The following is a 13376-nucleotide window of genomic DNA, read 5'->3' as shown; positions in this document are numbered from 1 at the left end:
TTGCGCGGCGCGGCGGGTGGCGTATGGTTGCGGGCATGTTCAATCCCGCCCGATTCATCCACCTGCGCGTGCATACCGAATATTCCCTGCTCGAAGGGGCGGTGCGGCTGAAAAAGCTGTCCGAGCTGTGCCGCAAGGCGCGGATGCCGGCGGTGGCCGTGACCGACACCAACAACATGTTCGCGGCGCTGGAATTCTCGGTGACGGCGCGTGAGGCGGGGTTGCAGCCGATCATGGGCTGCCAGGTCGATGTCAGGTACCGCGAGCCCGAGCCGGGCCAGATGCCCACGGCACCCGCGCCCGTGGTCCTGCTGGCGCAGAACGAGGCGGGTTACGGCAACCTGATGAAGCTCAACTCGTGCCTCTATCTGCGCGGCGACGGACAGGTTGCGCATGTCACCCCGGAAGAGTTGGAGCACCACGCCGAGGGCGTGATCTGCCTGACCGGCGGCCCCGACGGGCCGGTGGGGCGGCTGTTGCAGGCCGGCCAGCACCCGGCGGCCGAGGCCCTGATGGCGCATTTGCACCGCGCCTTTGGCAATCGGCTATACGTCGAGCTGCAGCGCCACCCCGGTGACGGTGGCGCGCCGCAGGCCGAACGCCAGACCGAGCGCGGCTTTGTCGAAATGGCCTATGGCATGGGCCTGCCGCTGGTGGCCACCAACGATGTCTATTTCCCCGACGCCGGCATGTACGAGGCGCACGATGCCTTGCTGTGCGTGGCCGATGGCGCCTATGTCGATCAGAGCGCCCCGCGCCGCCGGCTGACGCCGCAGCACTATTTCAAAACCCCCGAGGAAATGGCGGCGCTGTTCGCTGACCTGCCCGAAGCGATTGAAAACACCGTCGAAATTGCCAGGCGCTGTGCTTACGGGGCGCAGACGCGCGACCCGATCCTGCCGCGTTTCGCCGATGACGAGGTCGAGGAACTGCGCCGCCAGGCACGCGAGGGGCTGGAGGCGCGGCTGGCCGTGGTGCAGCCCGCGGCCCCGGTCGAGGACTACAACGCGAGACTGGATTTCGAGCTGGGCATCATCGAGGGGATGGGCTTTCCCGGCTATTTCCTGATCGTTGCCGACTTCATCAAGTGGGCCAAGGATCAGGGCATCCCGGTCGGCCCCGGCCGGGGGTCGGGCGCGGGCAGCCTTGTGGCCTGGGCGCTGACCATCACCGACCTTGACCCGCTGCGTTATCAGTTGCTGTTCGAACGGTTCCTGAACCCAGAACGGGTCAGCATGCCCGACTTCGACATCGACTTCTGCATGGACCGCCGCGAAGAGGTGATCCGCTATGTGCAGCAGAAATACGGGCGCGAGAAGGTGGCGCAGATCATCACCTTCGGTGCGTTGCTCAGCAAGGCGGCGGTGCGCGACATCGGGCGCGTGCTGCAGATGCCCTATGGCCAGGTCGACAAGCTGTCCAAGCTGATCCCGGTCGAGGGGGTCAAGCCGGTCAGCATCGAACAGGCCCTGAGCCAGGAGGAACGCCTGCGCGAGGCCGCCCGCGCCGAAGAGGTGGTCGACCGCCTGCTGACCTATGGCCAGCAGGTCGAGGGGCTGCTGAGAAACGCCTCGACCCACGCTGCGGGCGTGGTGATCGGTGATCGCCCGCTGGACGAGTTGGTGCCGCTGTTCCAGGACCCGCGTTCGGAAATGCCGGCCACGCAGTTCAACATGAAATGGGTGGAAAAGGCCGGGCTGGTAAAGTTCGACTTTCTGGGCCTCAAGACGCTGACGGTGATCCAGAACGCCATCGCGCAGATCCACCGTTCGGGCCGGTCGCTGCATGTCGCCGCCGATGGCCAAACCATCTATGAGCCCAAGGACGGGGCAGAGGACGATATCGGGCAGATACCGCTCGATGACGAAAAGACCTATGCGCTCTATTCCTCGGCGCGCACGGTCGCGGTGTTCCAGGTTGAAAGCTCGGGCATGATGGATGCGCTCAAGCGCATGAAACCCACCTGCATCGAGGATATCGTCGCGCTGGTGGCGCTTTATCGTCCCGGCCCGATGGAAAACATTCCGAAATACTGCGAGGTCAAGAACGGCCTGTCAGAGCGCGACCGCCTGCACCCGCTGATCGACCATATCCTGGACGAAACCCAGGGCATCATCGTCTACCAGGAACAGGTGATGCAGATCGCGCAGGAAATGGCCGGCTACACGCTGGGCGGCGCCGACCTGCTGCGCCGGGCCATGGGCAAGAAGATCAAGGAGGCGATGGACGCCGAACGACCCAAGTTCATCGAGGGCGCGCGCGGCAACGGCGTCGATGACGCCAAGGCGCTGGAAGTCTGGAACCTGCTGGAAAAGTTCGCCAACTACGGTTTCAACAAGTCCCACGCCGCTGCCTATGCGGTGGTCAGCTATCAGACCGCGTGGCTCAAGGCCAATCACCCGCTGGAATTCATGGCGGGCGTGATGAATTGCGACATCCACCTGACCGACAAGCTGGCCACCTATTTCGAAGAGGTCCGCCACGGGCTGGGCCTGCCCTTCGTGCCGCCCTGCGTGAACCGGTCAGAGGCGACATTCGTCACCCGTGACGGCGCGCTGGTCTATGCGTTGGGCGCGCTCAAGAACGTCGGCGTCGAGGCGATGCGCCTGATCGTGGCGGCGCGCCGCGAAGGGGCCGAGCCGGATGACGAGAGTGCCGAGCGCCCGTTCGTGACGCTGTTCGATTTCGCCCGCCGGGTCGATCTGAAACGCGTCGGCAAGCGGCCGCTGGAAATGCTGGCGCGCGCGGGGGCGTTCGATGCGCTTGACCGCAACCGCCGGCGGGTGTTCGACAATATCGAGCGGCTGATGACCTATTCCGCCGCCGTGAACGAACAAAAGGGATCGGCGCAGGTGTCGCTGTTCGGCGAGGCGGGCGAGGATCTGCCAGAACCGCGCCTCGTGCCGGTCGAGGACTGGTTGCCCGCCGAACGCCTGCGCGAGGAATTCCAGGCGGTCGGGTTCTACCTGTCGGGGCATCCGCTGGACGACTATGTCGGCGCGCTGAAAAAGCAGCGGGTGCAGACCCTTGCCGAGGTGAAAGAGGCCGCCCGCCGCGACCCGTCGGCGGTGCGCCTGGCCGGGGTGGTGGCTGGCCGGCAGGAACGGCGCTCGGCCCGCGGCAACCGCTTTGCCTTTGTCCAGCTATCCGACACCACCGGCAGCTATGAGGTGACGGTGTTTTCCGACACGCTGGAGGCCGCGCGCGAACATCTTGACCCCGGCTCGATGGTGGTGCTGACCGTCGAAGCGACGATGGAGGAAGACCAGCTGAAACTGCTGGCGCGCGGGGTGCAGCCGGTCGAAGGGGTGGTGGCAGGCGCCGGTGGCACCGGCCTGCGGGTCTTTGTCGAGGCGCCCGAGGCAGTTGAAACGGCGGCGACGGTGCTGCGCGGGGCGGCAGATGCCAAGGGCGGGCGCGGGCCGATCCGGCTGTGCCTGATGGCCAGCGGCCTGCCCGGCGAGGTCGAGATAGAACTGGGTGACAACTTCCCCGTCTCGCCCCAGATCAGGGGCGCATTGCGCAGCCTGCCCGGCGTGGCGATGGTCGAGGAATTCTGACCCCTACCAGTGCGGCGGGCGTTCATCCGCGATGAACACGCCGCCGCTGCCTTCGTCCTGGCGGCGCGCCTCGCGTTCGAGCAACATCTGCACCCGGCGGGAAAGGGTCTCGATCTCTTTCTCCTGGCGGGCGACGACGTCTGACAACTCGTCCAGGGTGCGGGTCAGATGGGCGATATGTTCTTCGAGCTTACGCATGCGTGCGATCTAGGCGCGCCGGCGCGCGCGGTCAAGCGCGGCCCGCCGTCTGCGCCCACGCTTGCCCCTTGCGCGCCCTTGGGCTAGACCCCGCGGCAATTGCCAGCGCCGGGAAGCAAAGACATGGCCAAGACGAAAAAAGAGCGGCGGCCAAGGGCCGAGACGCCAAAGGGGTTCCGCGATTATTTCGGGGCGGAGGTCGGCGAACGCACCGAGATGCTGACCGCCATCGCCGAGGTCTATCACCGCTACGGGTTCGAGGCGCTGGAATCGAGCGCGGTCGAGACGGTCGAGGCGCTGGGAAAATTCCTGCCCGATGTCGAGCGGCCCAACGCCGGCGTGTTCGCCTGGCAAGAGGACGAGGGCGAAGGCGACTGGCTGGCCCTGCGCTATGACCTGACGGCGCCGCTGGCGCGGGTCTATGCCCAGCACCGCAACGACCTGCCAACCCCCTATCGCCGCTATGCGATGGGGCCGGTCTGGCGGAATGAAAAGCCGGGGCCGGGGCGGTTTCGCCAGTTTTATCAATGTGATGCCGACACGGTGGGCAGCGCGTCGATGGCCGCGGACGCCGAGATATGCGCCATGCTGGCCGACACGCTGGAGGCGGTGGGCATCCCGCGCGGCGACTACCTGATCCGGATCAACAACCGCAAGGTTCTGAACGGCGTGCTGGAAACCATGGGGTTGGCCGACGACGAGGACCGCAGCGCCGCCGTGATGCGCACCATCGACAAGTTCGACAAGGTCGGCGAGGCCGGCGTGCGCGAGCTGCTGGGCAAGGGGCGGCTGGATGCCTCGGGCGCCTATATCGACGGGGTGGGGCTGTCGGATGAACAGGCTGAAGTTGTTCTTTCGTTTCTGAACTCAAAGACGATCGTGGAACAAGAGCTTCGCGATGGCCCGCCACAACCCGACGAGAGAATTCCAGGTGGTATGGGCATCACGCTGGAAGATCCTAAAGAGCATAGCGAAAATGCAGGGCGTGCGTGGAACTGGGCGGTAGTGGATCACCTAATGCGCTTGGTGGGAAACACAGAGATTGGGCTTCAAGGACTAAAAGAACTGGGCGAAATATCCGACTTCCTCGCCGCCCAGGGCTATGGCCCCGACCGTATCGTCATCGACCCTTCGGTCGTCCGTGGCCTTGGCTATTACACCGGCCCCGTCTTCGAGGCCGAACTGACCTTTGAAATCCTCGATGAAAAGGGTCGCCCGCGCCAGTTCGGCAGCGTGGCGGGGGGCGGGCGCTATGACGATCTCGTCAAGCGCTTCACCGGCCAGGCCGTGCCCGCGACGGGCATCTCTATCGGGGTTGATCGCCTGCTGGCGGCGCTGCGCGAAAAGGGCCGCATGGGCGGCGTGGAAACCGGCCCGGTGGTGGTGACGGTGATGGATCGCGCCCGCATGGCCGACTACATGGCCATGGTGGGCGAGCTGCGGCAGGCGGGCATCCGGGCCGAGGTATATCTTGGCAATCCCAAGAACTTCGGCAACCAGATGAAATATGCCGACCGCCGCAACGCCCCGCTGGCGGTGATCGAGGGCGAGGATGAAAAGGCCCGTGGCGTGGTGCAGGTCAAGGACCTGGTTCTTGGCGCGAAAATCGCCGAAAACGCCACGCTGGAGGAATGGAAGGAACGCCCCGCCCAGGTCGAGGTGCCGCGCACTGAACTGGTGGCGCGCATCCGCGAGATGCTGGACGGGCAGGGTTGATGGCAGACCCTGCCGCCACACGGGCCGAGGCGATGCGCCTGCGCGGCCTTTTCGAGGCCGAGGGCGCAACCCCCGTCGAAACCACGATCCTGCAACCGGCCGAGGTGCTGCTGGACCTTTACGGCGAGGATATTCGCGCGCGCGCCTATGTCACATCCGACGCGCTGCGAGGCGAACAGATGCTGCGCCCCGATTTCACCGTGCCGGTGGTGCAGATGCACATGGCCGAAGGGGCCGAGCCCGCCTGCTATGCCTATGCCGGAGAGGTCTTTCGCCGGCAGGAGGATGACCCCGACCGCGCCAACGAGTATTTCCAGGCCGGGTTCGAGGTGTTCGACCGCGAAAACCCCGCCGCCGCCGATGCCCGTGTCTTTGCCCTGTTTCACCGGGTTCTGGCGCCGCTGAAGCTGCGCGCGGCCACAGGCGATATCGGCATCCTGATGGCGGCCGTCGACGGGCTGCGCACGACCGAGCGGCGCCGCGCCGCGCTGCGGCGGCACATCTGGCGCCCGCGCCGGTTTCGCGCCCTGATCGAGCGTTACTCGGGCCGTGCCCCGGTGCCCGAAAGCCGCGCCGCGCTGCTGGCCTCGGCCGACCCGATGGCGGATGCCGGGCCGGTGATCGGCCTGCGCAGCGAGGCCGAGATCCGTGCCCGCATCGAGGTGCTGCGAGAGGATGCCGCCGCGCCACCGATTTCCGCCGACGAGGTGGCGTTGCTCGACGCGATCCTGGCGGTGCGTGAAACCTGCCCCTACGCGCTGGAGCGGTTGCGCGACATCGCCGTGGACATGCCGCTGATAGCGCCGGCTGTTGACCGGCTGGGGCAGCGGCTGGATGCGCTGGCGGGACAGGGGATCGACATCGACGCGCTTGAATTCGAGGCCAGCTATGGCCGCACCCAGATGGAGTATTACGACGGCTTCGTCTTTGGTTTCTACGCTGATGGCCGGCCCGACCTGCCGCCGGTGGCCAGTGGCGGGCGCTATGATGCGCTGACCCGCCAGCTTGGCGGCGGGCGCGAGATACCGGCGGTGGGCGGCGTGATCCGCCCCGGCATGGTGCTGGAACTGGCGTCGCGGGCGGGGGCAGGACGATGAGCGTCAAGCTGGGTGTGCCGTCCAAGGGGCGGCTGATGGACAAGACCTTTGACTGGTTCGGCGCTCGTGGCGTGCGGCTGGGCAGGGCCGGGTCCGAGCGCGAATATGCGGGCCGGGTCGAGGGGATCGACAACCTGGAACTGGTGCTGCTTTCGGCGGGGGAAATCCCGCGCGAACTGGCCGCCGGGCGCATCCACTTGGGCGTGACCGGCACCGACCTGGTGCGCGAAAAGCTGGGCCGCTGGCAGCAGCGGGTCGAGGAAATTGCCGGGCTGGGCTTTGGCCACGCCGACCTGGTGCTGGCGGTGCCGCGCGCCTGGGTCGATGTCAGTACGTTGGATGATCTCGACGCGGCGGCGGCGGCGTTTCGCGCCGCCCACGGTTTCCGGCTGCGGATCGCGACCAAGTATCACCGGCTTGTGCGCGATTTCCTGCGCGATGCGGGGGTGGCCGATTACCGGCTGGTCGACAGCCAGGGCGCGACCGAGGGCACCGTCAAGAACGAAACCGCCGAGGCGATCGCCGACATCACTTCGACCGGCGACACGCTCAGGGCGAACCACCTCAAGCTGCTTGATGACGGGTTGATCCTGCGCAGCCAAGCGACGTTGTTTCGCACCCGCGCCGTGGCCCTGGAAGGCGCGGACCGCGATACGATGGTGGAACTGCTGAAACAGCTGGGCGTCGACTGACGCGGATTGCATGAAAGCGGCCGCGACCGGGGTGTCCGGTCGCGGCCTGTCGACGCCTGACAGGCGTCTTGGGGGGATAACACCGCGCGCCTGTCAGGCGCGCGCCTTCATTTTCAGAACCGGAACGTCCCGCGCACCTGCACCGTGGTCGCCTCGACATCGGTTGACGGGAAGGTGTTGAAGCCGTCGAACTCGTGCCACAGAACCTCGCCGCCGACCGAGAACTGGTCGGAGATCAGGTGCTCGTAGCCCGCGCCGATGAAATAGCCATCCTCGTCGCCCAGCGTGCTGGTGTCGGCGTTGGCATAGCCGCCGGTGCCGTAGATCAGGCCGTTGCCGACCTTGTAGCCGCCGCGCAGCTTGGCGCGAAAGATGTTGTCGACGCTCAGACCCGGCGCGAGGCCGATATCGGCCCAGTCGTAATCAAGCCCGGCGCCGATGACCCAGTCGCCCAGATCGTGGTCATAACCGAACGTCAGGCCGCCGATCATGTCGTCGCCGCTGACACCGGGTACGTTGGTGTCGACATCACCCCAACCCACCTGGGCACCACCATAGAACCCGGTCCAGTCGGGGCCATAGTTGGGGGCCGGAACGGCGGCGGCGATGGTGTTATCCTGCGGCGCAGGTGCGGGGCTGCCGGCCAATGCCGGGGTTACACCCAGCGTGGTCGCGGCAAGCGCGGTCAGTATCTTTCTCATCTCCGGTCTCCTTGTCCTTGCTGGAGCTTGTTTTCCATGTCCCCGCCGCGTGTCCTGCAATGTGATGCAATCAATCGCGGGCAGAGTGCGCCGGGGCCTGCTCGCGTAAACCGCCGGCGTATGCGGGACAGTTAAGCACCCCACGCGCCACTACAAGGGGGCTGTCGGGCAGGGTAAAATGTTCGTGACCGGATGCGCTGTAAAACGGCGCTTAATCGCCGCCGGAACGGGTGTTTCGGCCATCTTCCGCCGATGACGTCGGGTCACCCTGAGGCGGCGACGGAATTCAGAGAACGCCGATATCAGCCAGCGCCGCCGACAGTTCGGGCGGCAGCGCGTCGTCATTGCCACGCATTTCGGGCAGGTCCGGTGGGGCGTCGCCCGGCGCCAGATAGCGCCAGCCCTGGAACGGACGCTTGCGCGCCGAGGTCGTGCGCACCAGTTCGGGGTCGAGCACAAAGGCGCAGCGGCGGATGCCATCCTCGCCGATGACCTCGTCAAGGCGCAGCAGCCGCTGGCGGCACTGCACGAACCCCTGGATCACCCAATAGATCGACCCGCCCTTCAGCAACTCGGCCTCGCGCCGGGGCCACATTCGGGTGACATGGCGCGGCAACCCGTCCTCGGCCTGGGCGCGACGCGTGGCCTGCCATGCGGCCAGACTTTCAACGCTTTCCGAGCCGACGCTGAGCTTGATGAGGTGCAGGCTGGCCAAAATAGAATCCCCCGATGCGCGTGACATATATCGTAGAGGGCTAGGATCGGACTTCAATAGGTGGTATCGTGGAGGGCCCTCCACGAAAACCGCGTATCAACAGTATGTCGCGTTCAATCGGAAATACCCGCCCCGGGCTTGCCCCGGGGCCTCGCCCCACCAGCACAGAGGCCCCGGCTCGGGGGCCGGGGCGTGAAACGGGTCTGATCTGGCGCGACACGCCACAACCCCGGACCACGCCGCCATGAGCCGTTTTGCCGCCCCCATCGCCGAATCGATCTGGGACCTGAAATACCGTTTCAAGGCCGCCGACGGCACGCCCCGCGACCGCACGGTCGAGGATAGCTGGCGCCGGGTGGCGCGCGCGCTGGCCGCGCCCGAGGCCAAGCCGCAGTTTTGGGAAGACCGGTTCTATGCCGCGCTGGAGGATTTCCGCTTTCTGCCCGCGGGCCGCATCCTGGCGGGCGCCGGCACCGGGCGCGATGTGACGCTGTTCAACTGCTTTGTCATGGGCACCATCCCCGACAGCCTGGACGGCATCTTCAACGCGCTGCGCGAGGCGGCGCTGACGATGCAGCAGGGCGGCGGCATCGGCTATGATTTCTCGACCATCCGGCCGCGCGGGGCCGAGGTGACAGGCGTTGCCGCCGACGCCAGCGGGCCCTTGTCGTTCATGGATGTGTGGGACGCGATGTGCCGCACGATCATGAGCGCGGGATCGCGGCGCGGCGCGATGATGGCGACGATGCGCTGCGATCACCCCGACATCGAGGATTTCATCGCCGTCAAGGCCGACCCGGCGCGGCTGCGGATGTTCAACCTGTCGGTGCTGGTGACCGATGCCTTCATGGCCGCGGTGCGCGATGACGGCCCGTGGGAGCTGCAGTTCGGCGGCAAGGTCTATCACACCGTGCAGGCGCGCGACCTGTGGAACCGGATCATGCAGGCGACCTATGATTTCGCCGAGCCGGGGGTGATCTTCATCGACCGCATCAACGCGATGAACAACCTGTCTTATTGCGAACAGATCGCGGCGACCAACCCGTGTGGCGAACAACCCCTGCCGCCCTATGGCGCCTGCCTGCTGGGGTCGATCAACCTGGCGCGGCTGGTGCGTCAGCCGTTCGATGACGGCGCGCATGTCGACGATGACGAGCTGGACAACCTCGTCGCCACCGCCGTGCGGATGATGGACAACGTGGTCGATGCCTCGCGCTTTCCGCTGGAGGCGCAGCAGCAAGAGGCGCAGGCCAAGCGCCGTATCGGGCTGGGGGTGACGGGGCTGGCGGATGCGCTGCTGATGAAGGGGCTGCGCTATGGCTCCGAACAGGCGGCGGCGCAGACCGAGGTCTGGCTGCACCGGATCGCGCGCGCGGCCTATCGCGCGTCGGTCGAACTGGCGCGCGAAAAGGGCGCGTTTCCGCTGTTCGATGCAAAGGCGTATCTGTCCAGCGGTACCATGCAGGGTATGGATGACGACATTCGCGAAGCGATCGCCCGCGACGGCATCCGCAACGCGCTGCTGACCTCGATCGCGCCCACCGGCACGATCAGCCTTTACGCCGGCAATGTCAGCTCGGGGATCGAGCCGGTGTTCGCCTACAAATACACCCGCAAGGTGCTGCAAAAGGATGGCAGCCGCACCGAAGAGGAGGTGACGGATTACGCCGTCAACCTGTGGCGCGAACGTTTCGGCGATGCCGATCTGCCCGACTATTTCGTCAACGCACAGACGCTGGACCCGCAGGACCACATCCGCATGCAGGCGGCGGCGCAGAAATGGATCGACAGCTCGATCTCCAAGACCATCAACGTGCCGGCGGATATCAGCTTCGAGGCGTTCAAGGACGTGTACCTGCAAGCCTGGGAAACGGGTTGCAAGGGCTGCACGACCTATCGCCCGAACGACGTGACGGGGAGTGTGCTGAGTGTTGAAAGCGAGAAGGAATTTGTTTCAAATGACTATCGCGAAACCCTTGCTTCTCTCATCAAGGAGCGGGGAACGACGATGCGGCAGGTATCGTTGGATGCTGGTTTAAGTCACGGTTATCTCCACGGAATTATCAAAGAAGGAAAAGAGCCGACAATTGATCGCCTTTCCAAAATCACCAATGTCTTGGGAGTGTCTTTGAGTGAAATCATTGGGTCGAATTCTTCGGTTCCTGAAGTAGTCGCCACCAGTAACGCCGAACCCCAGACGCCCCACGGTGATGTCATCTACATGGCCGAGCCGCTCGACCGGCCCGGAGAGCTGGAAGGCCGCACCTACAAGCTGAAATGGCCCGACAGCAACCACGCCATCTATGTCACCGTCAACGACATCATTCTGAACGGCCATCGCCGCCCCTTCGAGGTGTTCATCAATTCCAAGAACATGGAACACTACGCCTGGACGGTGGCGCTGACGCGGATGATCTCGGCCGTGTTCCGGCGCGGCGGCGATGTCAGCTTTGTCGTCGAGGAACTCAAGGCCGTGTTCGACCCGCGCGGCGGCGCCTGGATGAACGGCAAATATGTGCCCTCGATCCTGGCCGCCATCGGCGGGGTGCTGGAACGACACCTGATCGAGATCGGCTTCATGGAAGGCGAGGGGCTGGGCCTGAAATCCGACCCCACCGCGCAGGTGGTCGGCCTCGACGCCCCCCGCGGCCCGGCCTGCCCGGCCTGCGGCGGCTATGAGATGCGCATGATTGAAGGCTGCATGACCTGCGCCTCCTGCGGCCATTCCAAGTGCGGCTAGGGCAAGGCGCGTTCAAATGTCCTGACTACCAATACTTGGCCATTGGCGGGCTTGGAATGTCCATTTTGCAAGCAAATAAGGTCAATCGGGCGTAAGTGCTCGATTTTCCGATATTTATGCCATTCATAGCATGCGTCGCGGATTGACGCGATGATGCCTTGTTTGACGCGTGAGAAAAGGTTCTGAGGGTCTTGTTGCGGGGCCGTGTTCTGACCTGTGTGCCAGGTTCAGCCCGTCCGGCTTATGGGCATGAAAAAAGGGCGGCTTTCGCCACCCTGATACGATGAACCTGTTGTTTCTTCATGTCGATCGCCAGTGCCGCAGCGCTTCTTCGATGCGCGCGTAGGCCTGGATTGCCTCGTGCCTCCAGTAATGGTCGTTGCAGAGCAGTCCCCTGTAGGTATTCGCGCCGGTACTCATGATCGAGTAGTCGAGCGCCTGAAATGCCAGGCGAGCGACCTCGGCCAGTCGCGCCGGGTGCCTCGGCGCGGTCATGATTGTAATCCCGGCGATTTGCCGGCCTGCATGCGCACAGTGCCGAGAGATATGAATGGGGGGCAGCTTCCTTTCCGTTGGTTTCGAGAGCTGGTCTTCGGTGCTGGTATCGAGAATATTGTCCGTTCTTTCCGAGCGGGAAGAAAAAACTTGGCCGCCACGTGATTATTTCGCCGGCCTTTTACCCGCCCCGCCGCAGATGTTCCGCGGCGGGACAGGACCAGGTTTCAGGCGGCGCGGTCTTCCGAGATTGCGGATTTTCCTGCGGCTCCCAGGTGGGCCATCTGATGCCCGGCGTCGACCCGGGCCGCCAGAAGGTCCCGCATCGCCAGGATAGTCCGGAAGCGCTGCTGCAATGCGTCGAGAGCGACGCCCTTCCTCGACAGGACCGGAACCGCCAGGACACGGCCGATGGCGCCATGGTCCGGGTCATTGGTTCCGTCAAAGACGTTCCGAAACCCGAGTGTTTCCCGTGCGATGGCATCAACGAGAAGATCTTCGATGCGACCGATCTCGCGGGCGGCCGCATCCGAGAGGGGCCCGTCCGAGCGCAGGATGCAGAGCGCTTTCGACAGGGTGTTGAGATCCGATGCAGACATCCCCGCATCATTGCGTTGGACGTCATCGTGCAGGAAATCGAGTCCTTGCAAGGTCCGGGTCCAAAGATCCCGAAGGCTCAATTGGTCGACATATTTCATGACAGTGTCCTCATGTCGTTGTTGGGGGGAGGTGCGGGCACGCCGGCCGTTCAGCTTGTGCATGGCCGGCGTGCGGTATCAGGCCGCGTGCTGCGCCTGCAGGGCGAGCGCGTCCCGCTCGTCGTCCAGTTCACCGATTTCAACCAGAAGGTCATAGAGACGGTCGGTGAGCAGACAGAGCTTCTCCACTTCGGGGCTTGCGGGGTCGAGATCAGTCCAGAACGACAGGTCCGGCTCGAACGCGTCCACCACAAGATCGAGCGACAGAAGCCGGTGCAAATCGACCAGCCGACGCCGCAAGGCGCGGTCGAGGCGAGAGGCCTCGCGCAGCGCCGACATGAGGCGCAGAACGCGGGCCGTTCCGGCCTCGCCGCCGATCAGCGCCGCGGCATTGCACAGCGCTGTGCCGTGTTCGGCGAAATGCGCACGGACGGCGGCGAGTTGCAGTTCTGCGGACAGCGTCGTTGTGGGTAGGTTGCGCAGCATGTTGGTCCTCCTGTTTGTTGCGCGTCTGCCGTTCGTGGCAGCATCAAGCCTGTCCGCATGTCGTTTCGGGTGCGTCTCTCCTTTTTTCCGCTTCGGCTGCACGGTCGTTGCTATCGGTATCGACATAGAGATTGGCCAAGGGCCGACGAGATGAGCTACCCCCCGAAATTCGGACAGTGACGTAAGCTACGATTTGCAGTCTGCTGATCTTCGACGAGAAGGAGATCAGAGATGTCGAAACGCAAACAACATGCGCCCGAGTTCAAGGCGAAGGTCGC

11 protein-coding genes are annotated in these 13376 nt (G+C 64.9%); 5 read left to right on the top strand and 6 right to left on the bottom strand.

Translation table 11 applies throughout. From position 1 onward, the window contains the following. The first annotated feature begins 35 nt into the window (after window positions 1–35). A complete protein-coding gene (gene dnaE, locus DL899_RS00055) occupies window positions 36–3560 on the top strand; it encodes a DNA polymerase III subunit alpha (protein WP_111732057.1) in 3525 nt (1174 codons plus the stop codon). 3 nt (window positions 3561–3563) lie between these two features. On the opposite strand, the gene DL899_RS00050 is transcribed toward dnaE, so the two are convergent. After that, window positions 3564–3758, bottom strand: coding sequence for a SlyX family protein (locus DL899_RS00050; protein ID WP_111731726.1), 195 nt, complete (start codon window positions 3756–3758; stop codon window positions 3564–3566). Between the two features lie 123 nt (window positions 3759–3881). Between DL899_RS00050 and hisS the strand changes: the two genes are divergently transcribed. The 3 genes from hisS to hisG are packed head-to-tail and all read left to right on the top strand — an operon-like array spanning window position 3882 to window position 7263. After that, on the top strand, window positions 3882–5474 hold the full coding sequence (gene hisS / locus DL899_RS00045; protein ID WP_111731725.1) for a histidine--tRNA ligase: 1593 nt from the start codon (window positions 3882–3884) through the stop codon (window positions 5472–5474). Further along, window positions 5474–6571, top strand: coding sequence for an ATP phosphoribosyltransferase regulatory subunit (locus tag DL899_RS00040; protein WP_111731724.1), 1098 nt, complete (start codon window positions 5474–5476; stop codon window positions 6569–6571). Before hisS ends, DL899_RS00040 begins: the two co-directional genes overlap by 1 nt. Then, complete coding sequence (gene hisG, locus DL899_RS00035) at window positions 6568–7263, top strand: ATP phosphoribosyltransferase (protein WP_111731723.1); 696 nt, start codon at window positions 6568–6570, stop codon at window positions 7261–7263. Before DL899_RS00040 ends, hisG begins: the two co-directional genes overlap by 4 nt. 113 nt (window positions 7264–7376) lie before the next feature. Here the strand turns inward: hisG and DL899_RS00030 are convergent, their stop codons facing one another. Continuing rightward, window positions 7377–7964 carry an outer membrane protein gene (locus tag DL899_RS00030; protein ID WP_111731722.1) on the bottom strand — a complete coding sequence of 196 codons (588 nt, stop codon included), beginning with the start codon at window positions 7962–7964 and terminating at the stop codon, window positions 7377–7379. A gap of 286 nt (window positions 7965–8250) precedes the next feature. Next, window positions 8251–8706 carry a DUF1489 family protein gene (locus DL899_RS00025; protein WP_111731721.1) on the bottom strand — a complete coding sequence of 152 codons (456 nt, stop codon included), beginning with the start codon at window positions 8704–8706 and terminating at the stop codon, window positions 8251–8253. Window positions 8707–8923: 217 nt separating this feature from the next. On the opposite strand from DL899_RS00025, the gene DL899_RS00020 reads away from it, so the two are divergent. Continuing rightward, entirely contained in the window at window positions 8924–11419 is a 2496-nt protein-coding gene (locus DL899_RS00020; RefSeq protein WP_111731720.1) for an adenosylcobalamin-dependent ribonucleoside-diphosphate reductase, read from the top strand. A 300-nt stretch (window positions 11420–11719) separates the two neighbouring features. On the opposite strand, the gene DL899_RS00015 is transcribed toward DL899_RS00020, so the two are convergent. From DL899_RS00015 to DL899_RS00005, 3 genes are all read right to left on the bottom strand, one after another. Continuing rightward, entirely contained in the window at window positions 11720–11914 is a 195-nt protein-coding gene (locus DL899_RS00015; RefSeq protein ID WP_111731719.1) for a hypothetical protein, read from the bottom strand. Between the two features lie 227 nt (window positions 11915–12141). After that, window positions 12142–12612: a hypothetical protein gene (locus DL899_RS00010; protein ID WP_111731718.1), complete on the bottom strand. Its 471-nt coding sequence runs from the start codon at window positions 12610–12612 to the stop codon at window positions 12142–12144. Between the two features lie 78 nt (window positions 12613–12690). Beyond that, on the bottom strand, window positions 12691–13098 hold the full coding sequence (locus DL899_RS00005) for a hypothetical protein (RefSeq protein ID WP_111731717.1): 408 nt from the start codon (window positions 13096–13098) through the stop codon (window positions 12691–12693). Between the last annotated feature and the right edge of the window lie 278 nt (window positions 13099–13376).

The sequence above is a fragment of the Roseovarius amoyensis genome (assembly GCF_003260265.1).
Classification (GTDB): Bacteria; Pseudomonadota; Alphaproteobacteria; order Rhodobacterales; family Rhodobacteraceae; genus Roseovarius; species Roseovarius amoyensis.
Note: the sequence above shows the minus strand (reverse complement) of the source record. Positions and strands in the feature narration are given on the sequence as shown.

What these genes read in the sequence shown, in the direction of transcription:
- dnaE (WP_111732057.1), top strand. Translation starts at nt 36, where the DNA reads ATGTTCAATCCCGCCCGATTCATCCACCTGCGCGTGCATACCGAATAT.
- DL899_RS00050 (WP_111731726.1), bottom strand. Translation starts at nt 3,758, where the DNA reads ATGCGTAAGCTCGAAGAACATATCGCCCATCTGACCCGCACCCTGGAC.
- hisS (WP_111731725.1), top strand. Translation starts at nt 3,882, where the DNA reads ATGGCCAAGACGAAAAAAGAGCGGCGGCCAAGGGCCGAGACGCCAAAG.
- DL899_RS00040 (WP_111731724.1), top strand. Translation starts at nt 5,474, where the DNA reads ATGGCAGACCCTGCCGCCACACGGGCCGAGGCGATGCGCCTGCGCGGC.
- hisG (WP_111731723.1), top strand. Translation starts at nt 6,568, where the DNA reads ATGAGCGTCAAGCTGGGTGTGCCGTCCAAGGGGCGGCTGATGGACAAG.
- DL899_RS00030 (WP_111731722.1), bottom strand. Translation starts at nt 7,964, where the DNA reads ATGAGAAAGATACTGACCGCGCTTGCCGCGACCACGCTGGGTGTAACC.
- DL899_RS00025 (WP_111731721.1), bottom strand. Translation starts at nt 8,706, where the DNA reads ATGTCACGCGCATCGGGGGATTCTATTTTGGCCAGCCTGCACCTCATC.
- DL899_RS00020 (WP_111731720.1), top strand. Translation starts at nt 8,924, where the DNA reads ATGAGCCGTTTTGCCGCCCCCATCGCCGAATCGATCTGGGACCTGAAA.
- DL899_RS00015 (WP_111731719.1), bottom strand. Translation starts at nt 11,914, where the DNA reads ATGACCGCGCCGAGGCACCCGGCGCGACTGGCCGAGGTCGCTCGCCTG.
- DL899_RS00010 (WP_111731718.1), bottom strand. Translation starts at nt 12,612, where the DNA reads ATGAAATATGTCGACCAATTGAGCCTTCGGGATCTTTGGACCCGGACC.
- DL899_RS00005 (WP_111731717.1), bottom strand. Translation starts at nt 13,098, where the DNA reads ATGCTGCGCAACCTACCCACAACGACGCTGTCCGCAGAACTGCAACTC.